This window comes from Hyphomonas sp. (genome assembly GCF_046313975.1).
In the GTDB taxonomy this organism is placed as follows: Bacteria; Pseudomonadota; Alphaproteobacteria; order Caulobacterales; family Hyphomonadaceae; genus Hyphomonas.
This window is the reverse complement of the sequence record NZ_JBKBXB010000041.1, coordinates 20,619-28,159: the sequence shown is the minus strand read 5'-3', so window position 1 is coordinate 28,159 and position 7,541 is coordinate 20,619. Positions and strand designations below refer to the sequence as shown.

Here is a 7,541-nt window from a genome sequence, read left to right as displayed (position 1 = left end):
ATCTGTCTTCGGTCATCGTGTGAGGTCCTTCTGGTTGGAGTGTCGCAACCACAACCTCGACGGATTCGCGCACGATGACCTTCCTCAGGTCGAATTTACACCACGCCCCGGGACGCTACCACCTTTTCAGGCGGCGCCGCAATATAGGTCACATACACAAGACTGATTGTCTCTGCCGCCATGTTTAGTCTCCTTCGAGTTCTTTCTTCAGGTCATGCAGCAGGCTGAGCCGCTGCCTTTCGAATTTCCGTACCCATCGCTCGTAAACTTCATGCAGCGGCACGGGGTTAATGAAATGGAGCTTCTCCCGGCCTCGCCGGAGGGTGCTGACGAGGTTGGCCTCCTCCAGAATCTGGAGATGCTGGGTGACCGACTGCCTGGCCATATCCAAATTTTCGCACAGCTGGCTGAGGGTCTGTCCGTTCCTTTCACAGAGGATGTCGAGCAACATTCGTCGGGTCGGATCGCCTAGCGCCTTGAAAACCATGTCTGCATCCATGAGGGATAATATGCAGGTATTTACCTGCATGTCAACGCAGAAACTTCCGCCTGATACCGCAACAATGCGCATGAATCGAAGAGGCCGCCATTGCTGGCGGCCTCGGCACACGCTGGAGACTTTGTACGCTGAACTAGACTTCCAGCAGCATCCGCTCGGGATCTTCCAGCGCCTCTTTCACCCGCACGAGGAAGGTGACGGCTTCCTTGCCGTCAACGATGCGGTGGTCATAGCTGAGGGCGAGATACATCATCGGCTTGATGACGATCTGGCCATTGCGGACGATCGGGCGGTCCTCGATACGGTGCATGCCGAGCACACCGGACTGCGGCGGGTTGAGAATCGGCGTGGACATCAGCGAGCCATAGATGCCGCCATTGGAGATGGTGAAGGTGCCGCCCTGCAGGTCGCCAATGGTCAGCTGGCCATCGCGGGCCTTCTTGCCGAGATTGGCGATCTCTTTCTCGATGCCGGCGAGCGACAACTCATCCGCGCCGCGCACGACCGGCACGACGAGGCCCTTGTCGGTGCCGACGGCGACGCCGATGTCATAATAATTCTTGTAGATCAGGTCCTGACCGTCGATTTCGGCATTGACCGCCGGCACCTCCTTCAGCGCGCCCACGACCGCTTTCACGAAGAAGCTCATGAAGCCGAGCTTGATGCCGTGGCGGGCAACGAAGGCGTCCTGGTGTTTCTTGCGCAGGTCCATGACCGCCGACATGTCGACATCGTTGAACGTCGTCAGCATCGCGGCCGTGTCCTGAGCTTCCTTCAGGCGGCGGGCGATCGTCTGACGCAGACGCGTCATCCGTACACGTTCTTCACGCAGACCGGTTTCGCGCGGCGGGCGGGGGGCCTCGGTATCGGGCATCTTTGTCACTTTCGGCTGGTTCACATAGGCAAGCGCATCGGCCTTGGTCGCGCGGCCGTCACGGCCGCTGCCCGGGATGTCAGCGGGGTTCACACTGGATTCGGCGGCGATACGGCGCACCGAGGGAGAGACAGGACGCTCGCCCGTCGCAGCAGGCTGCGCGGCAGGCGTGGAGACAGTTTTTGCAGGCGTCGCTTCGGCAGCAGCTTTCTGAGTGCCCGCGCCGGCAGGGCCGATGCGCGCGATCACCGAGCCCGGCGCCACGCTCGCACCGGCGGCGACCAGCAGTTCGAGCACGACACCATCCGCAGGCGAAGGCACTTCGAGCGCGACCTTGTCGGTCTCGATCTCGGCAATCGTCTCGTCTTTCTTCACTTTCTCGCCGACCTTTTTGGAGAAGGAGCCGACCGTGCCTTCGGCCACGCTCTCGCCCATGACGGGCACGAGCACGTCGACCACACTGCCTGCCGGCGCGGGCGCAGCGACAGCAGGTGCAGGCGGCGGAGCAGCCGCCGGCTTGGCGGCCGGCGCAGGCTTCGCCGCCGATGCGCCGGAGCCGTTGAGCTTGCCGAGCAGCGCGCCGATGCCGACGGTTTCGCCTTCCTTCACCGAGATATCCGAGAGGATACCATCTTCACTGGCAGAGACTTCCACCGACACCTTGTCGGTTTCGAGCTCGACCAGAACGTCATCCTTCTTGACCGCGTCGCCTTTGGCTTTCAGCCAGCGGCCAACGGTCGCTTCGGTAACGCTTTCTCCGAGAGTGGGCACGACGATGTCTGTCATTTGATCTGTGTCCGGAAGGTAAGCGGTTGTGGTCAGGGGGCGACAATCCGGTCATCGACCGGATCGGGAGAGAAGGCCGTGCCGATCAGTGATTGCTGTTCGGCCTGGTGCTTGGACAACAGGCCCGTCGCGGTCGCCGCGGATGGCGGACGGCCGGCATATTTCGGGCGCGGCTGGCGGTTGCCGGCTTGGCCGGCACACCATTCGAGTTCGTCACGGATGAAAGTCCAGCCGCCCATGTTGCGCGGCTCTTCCTGGCACCAGACGATCTCGGCCTGCGGGAAGCGCTTCAGCTCCGTCACCAGCGACTTGCGCGGCACCGGATAGAACTGTTCGACACGCAGCAGGTAGACATCGTCCATCCCGCTCGCCTCGCGCGCTTCGAACAGGTCGTAATAGACCTTGCCCGAGCAGAGCACGACGCGCCGGATCTTGTTGTCCTTGACGAGTTTCACCTTGCCCTCACGGCCCGGCGTCTCCGCATCGTCCCAGAGGATGCGGTGGAAGGTCGATTTGGCGTTCATGTCGTCGAAGGTCGAGGTGGCCAGCTTGTGGCGCAGCAGCGATTTCGGGGTCATGATGATCAGCGGTTTGCGGAACTCGCGGTGGATCTGGCGGCGCAGGGCGTGGAAATAGTTGGCCGGCGTCGTCAGGTTGCACACCTGCATGTTGTCTTCCGCGCACATCTGCAGGAAGCGTTCGAGGCGGGCCGAGGAATGCTCCGGACCCTGACCTTCATAGCCATGCGGCAGCAACACGACGAGGCCCGACATCCGCAGCCATTTGCGCTCGGCGCTGGAAATGAACTGGTCATAATAGACCTGCGCGCCGTTGGCGAAGTCGCCGAACTGCGCTTCCCAGCAGGTCAGCGTATTCGGGTCCGACAGTGAGTAGCCATACTCGTAGCCGAGCACCGCCTCCTCGGAGAGCAGCGAGTCGATCACTTCATACGGCGCCTGCTTGTCGCTGATATGGTTCAGCGGCGTGTAGCGCTCGCCGGAGGTCTGGTCGACGATATGGCTGTGGCGCTGCACGAACGTGCCGCGGCCACAATCCTGACCGGAGAGGCGCACAGGAAAACCTTCATCCAGAAGGCTGGCGAAGGCGAGATGCTCCGCGCCGCCCCAGTCGATATCCTTGCCGGCCTCGTAGCTCTCGCGGCGGCGTGCGATCACGCGCTCAACCGTCTTGTGCACATCGACCCCGTCCGGAAGGCGCGTGATCGCATCGCCCAGCTCCTTGAGCTTGGCTTTTGCGACGCCGGTCTTGCCGCGGCGGTCTTCGTCGATCGGCAGGCTGAAGCCCGACCATTCGCCTTCCAGCCAGTCGGCCTTGTTGGTTTTCAGGTCCTTGCCCTTGGTGAAGGCGGCTTCGAGGAAGGCTTCGAACTCTTTCACCATCCCGTCAACATCGTCCGCAGACAGAATACCTTCCGAAACGAGGCGGCGGCCATAGAGTTCGCGCGTCGACGGCAGGTCCTTGATCACCCGGTACATGACCGGCTGCGTCATCGTCGGATCGTCGCCCTCATTGTGGCCGAAGCGGCGGTAGCAGAACATGTCGATGACGACATCTTTCGCAAACTTCTGGCGGTATTCAGTTGCCACTTTCGCGGCATAGACGACCGCCTCAGGATCATCGCCGTTCACATGGAAGATCGGCGCCTGCACCATCAGCGCCACATCTGACGGATAGGGCGAGGAGCGCGAATACATCGGGCTCGTGGTGAAGCCGATCTGGTTATTGATGATGAAATGGATCGTGCCGCCGGTGCGGTAGCCCTGCAGGCCCGAGAGCGCGAAACATTCCGCCACGACCCCCTGCCCCGCAAAAGCCGCATCTCCGTGCAGCAGCAGCGGCAGCTTGTGCGAGCGGTCGAGCGTACCGGTTTCCCGCGATTCCATGAACTGCTTCGCCCGCGTGCGGCCGAGCACGACCGGGTTCACCGCTTCGAGGTGCGACGGGTTCGCGTTCATGGTGAGGTGAACGACATTGCCATCAAACTCGCGGTCCGAAGACGCGCCGAGGTGATATTTCACATCGCCGGATCCGAACTCGCCGGCGCCCTGCGTGGAGCCGCCCTGGAACTCGTGGAAGATTTTCTCATAGCCCTTGCCCATCACAGCGGCGAGCATGTTGAGGCGGCCCCGGTGCGGCATGCCGACAACGATTTCGTTCACGCCGAGCGCGCCGCCGCGCTTGATGATCTGCTCCAGCGCCGGCACCGCCGCCTCGCCGCCATCCAGACCGAACCGTTTCGTGCCGGGATAGCGCTTGTGCAGGAAGCGCTCGAAGCTTTCCGCTTCGATCAGCTTACGCAGGATCGCGAGCTTGCCTTCGCGGGTGAACGCAACGCCCTTGTCCGGGCCTTCCATGCGTTCCTGCAGCCACGCCTTCTCGTTGGGGTCCGAGATGTGCATGAACTCGATGCCGAGCGTCGAGCAATAGGTGCGGCGCAGAATCTCCAGCATCTGGTTGATGCTGGCGCGCTCGAGGCCAAGAACATTGTCGATGAAGATCGGGCGGTCGCGGTCTGCGGGCGCAAAGCCATAGGTCGCAGGATCAAGTTCCGGCTGGTCGTCAAAACGCGAGAGGTTCAGCGGATCAAGCTGGGCTGCGAGATGGCCGCGGATACGGTAGGCGCGGATCATCATGATCGCGCGGATCGAATCCGTCACTGCCTGCGAGATATCCGCAGGCGCTGCAGCCAGGCTTGCGGCCTTGATCTTCTTCTCGAGCTTTGCCTCGATCTTTGCCCAGTTGCCGTCGAAGGCGGCGATCTGTTCGTCCGGCACGTCGCGTGGCCAGCCCTGGCGTTTCCAGCTGGCGCCCTGCGCATTGCGCGAAGCCGCCACGGCCTCATCGCCCAGGCCCGCGAAGAAGACGCGCCAGCTTTCCGGCACAGAGGACGGATCCTTCGCATAGGCAGCCTGCATCTGTTCGATCCAGAGAGCCGAGCCGCCATACAGGAACGCAGTCTCAAGCATCGCGGCATTGTCCTTGCCACGCGGGCCGTTCACCGGGCTGCCATCATCCGCCATGGGGAATACATCCTTCTAGAACCAGCCATCCCCGGGCGCAGATATGGGGACGGGTAACACCATCTGCAGGTTGCGGGCTGCAGCTGCCCGCCGGCATGCGGGCCCCTTCCCGAGGCCCGCCAATTGCCAGCTGTTACTCTACAGGGTTCTTCTAACCCTTTAACACTTCGACCAGCGTCGTACCAAGGCGCGCCGGGCTTGGGCTTACACGGATTCCCGCAGCTTCCATCGCCGCAATCTTGGATTCCGCATCGCCCTTGCCGCCGGACACGATGGCGCCCGCATGACCCATTGTGCGGCCCTTTGGAGCCGTGCGGCCCGCGATGAAGCCGACCATCGGCTTCTTGCGACCGCGCTTTGCCTCGTCGATCAGGAACTGGGCAGCGTCCTCTTCGGCAGAGCCACCGATCTCGCCGATCATGATGATCGATTTCGTCTCGTCGTCTGCCAGGAACATTTCCAGCATGTCGATGAACTCCGTGCCCTTCACCGGGTCGCCGCCGATACCGACCGCGGTGGTCTGGCCAAGGCCGGCATTCGTCGTCTGGAACACGGCTTCATAGGTCAGCGTGCCGGAGCGCGAGACGATGCCGACCGAGCCTTTCTTGAAGATGGAGCCCGGCATGATGCCGATCTTGCACTCGTTGGCCGTGATGATGCCCGGGCAGTTCGGCCCGATCAGGCGCGACTTCGAATTCTTCAGCTTCGCCTTGACGCGCACCATGTCCATGACCGGCACGCCTTCGGTGATGCAGACGATCAGCGGGATTTCCGCATCGATCGCTTCCTCGATGGCGGCGGCGGCGCCTGCCGGGGGCACATAGACGACCGAGGCGGTCGCACCGGTCTTGGCCTTGCCTTCGGCGACGGAGGCGAAGATCGGCAATTCCTTGCCATTCGCCGCCGTCCACATCTCGCCGCCCTTCTTGGGGTGGATGCCGCCGACCATCTGTGTGCCGTAATATTCAAGCGCCTGGCTGGTGTGGAACGAACCGGTATTGCCGGTCATGCCCTGCGTCAGGACTTTCGTGTTCTTGTCGATCAGAATGGACATGACGAATTAACCCCGCACCGCTTTGACAATTTTCTGGGCCGCATCGTCGAGATCGTCTGCGGGAATGACGTTCAGGCCGCTTTCGCGGATGATCTTCTTGCCGAGGTCGACGTTCGTGCCCTCAAGGCGCACGACCAGCGGAACGGCAAGGTTGGTTTCCTTCACGGCTGCGATCACGCCTTCAGCGATGACATCGCATTTCATGATGCCGCCGAAGATGTTCACGAGGATGCCCTTCACGTTCGGGTCCTTCATGATGATCTTGAAGGCCGCTGCCACCTTCTCCTTGCCGGCGCCGCCGCCGACATCGCAGAAGTTCGCCGGCTCTTCGCCGTAGAGCTTGATGATGTCCATCGTCGCCATCGCAAGGCCGGCGCCGTTGACCATGCAGCCGATCGTGCCGTCGAGCGCAATATAGGCGAGGTCCCATTCCGCCGCTTCGAGTTCCTTGGCGTCCTGTTCGGTCTCATCCTTCAGCGCGGCGACGTCCGGATGGCGGAAGATGGCGTTGCCATCGAACGACACTTTCGCATCGAGCACGCGCAGGTGGCCGTTCTTCATGACGATCAGGGGGTTCACCTCCAGCATCGACATGTCCTTCTCGGTGAAGGCCTTGTAGAGGATCGGCCACAGCTTGAGGCCGTCTTCGGCGGCCGTCCCGGACAGGTTCAGCGCCTTGTTCAGCGCGGCGGCGTCAGCTGCCGTCACGCCTTTCAGCGGATCGATCTGGACGGTGATGATTTTTTCCGGCGTGTCATGGGCCACCGCTTCGATGTCCATACCGCCTTCGGTGGAGACGACGAATGCGACGTTGGAGGTCGACCGGTCGACCAGGATGGAGAGATACAGCTCTTTGTCGATGTCGGCGCCGTCCTCGACATAGAGGCGGTTCACCTGCTTGCCGGCCGCAGAGGTCTGTGCGGTCACAAGGTGTTTGCCGAGCATCGCTTCGGCGTGTTTCTTCACGTCCTCCTTCGAGAAAGCGAGGCGCACCCCGCCCTTCTCACCGGCTTCCTTCTCGATGAACTTGCCCTTGCCTCGCCCGCCGGCATGGATCTGGCTTTTCACGACCCAGAGCGGGCCGGGCAGCGTGTCGACCGCTTTCTGCACATCTGCCAGCGACAGGACCGGCACACCGTCAGCCACCGGCGCTCCGAAGGACTTGAGCAGCGCCTTCGCCTGATATTCGTGAATGTTCATGGAGTTTTCCCTGTTCGGCAGCAGGACGGGTCGCCTCTCGCCAGTCTCTCCGCCTTGTGGTTCGCGCCGGTGTATATCAGCAGAATC

5 protein-coding genes are annotated in these 7,541 nt (G+C 62.2%); all 5 read right to left on the bottom strand.

Annotated features, from left to right (window positions below; translation table 11 throughout):
* Positions 1 to 184: 184 nt before the first annotated feature.
* Positions 185 to 499, bottom strand: a complete 315-nt coding sequence (locus tag ACK4TE_RS13170) for an ArsR/SmtB family transcription factor (protein WP_409911990.1) — start codon at positions 497 to 499, stop codon at positions 185 to 187.
* 133 nt (positions 500 to 632) lie between these two features.
* Positions 633 to 2,159 carry a 2-oxoglutarate dehydrogenase complex dihydrolipoyllysine-residue succinyltransferase gene (gene odhB, locus ACK4TE_RS13165; RefSeq protein WP_409911988.1) on the bottom strand — a complete coding sequence of 509 codons (1,527 nt, stop codon included), beginning with the start codon at positions 2,157 to 2,159 and terminating at the stop codon, positions 633 to 635.
* Positions 2,160 to 2,191: 32 nt separating this feature from the next.
* On the bottom strand, positions 2,192 to 5,200 hold the full coding sequence (locus tag ACK4TE_RS13160) for a 2-oxoglutarate dehydrogenase E1 component (protein ID WP_409911987.1): 3,009 nt from the start codon (positions 5,198 to 5,200) through the stop codon (positions 2,192 to 2,194).
* A gap of 151 nt (positions 5,201 to 5,351) precedes the next feature.
* On the bottom strand, positions 5,352 to 6,254 hold the full coding sequence (sucD, locus tag ACK4TE_RS13155) for a succinate--CoA ligase subunit alpha (RefSeq protein ID WP_409911986.1): 903 nt from the start codon (positions 6,252 to 6,254) through the stop codon (positions 5,352 to 5,354).
* Between the two features lie 6 nt (positions 6,255 to 6,260).
* Entirely contained in the window at positions 6,261 to 7,454 is a 1,194-nt protein-coding gene (sucC, locus tag ACK4TE_RS13150) for an ADP-forming succinate--CoA ligase subunit beta (protein WP_409911985.1), read from the bottom strand.
* Between the last annotated feature and the right edge of the window lie 87 nt (positions 7,455 to 7,541).

What these genes read in the sequence shown, in the direction of transcription:
- sucC (WP_409911985.1), bottom strand. Translation starts at nt 7,454, where the DNA reads ATGAACATTCACGAATATCAGGCGAAGGCGCTGCTCAAGTCCTTCGGA.
- sucD (WP_409911986.1), bottom strand. Translation starts at nt 6,254, where the DNA reads ATGTCCATTCTGATCGACAAGAACACGAAAGTCCTGACGCAGGGCATG.
- odhB (WP_409911988.1), bottom strand. Translation starts at nt 2,159, where the DNA reads ATGACAGACATCGTCGTGCCCACTCTCGGAGAAAGCGTTACCGAAGCG.
- ACK4TE_RS13160 (WP_409911987.1), bottom strand. Translation starts at nt 5,200, where the DNA reads ATGGCGGATGATGGCAGCCCGGTGAACGGCCCGCGTGGCAAGGACAAT.
- ACK4TE_RS13170 (WP_409911990.1), bottom strand. Translation starts at nt 499, where the DNA reads ATGGATGCAGACATGGTTTTCAAGGCGCTAGGCGATCCGACCCGACGA.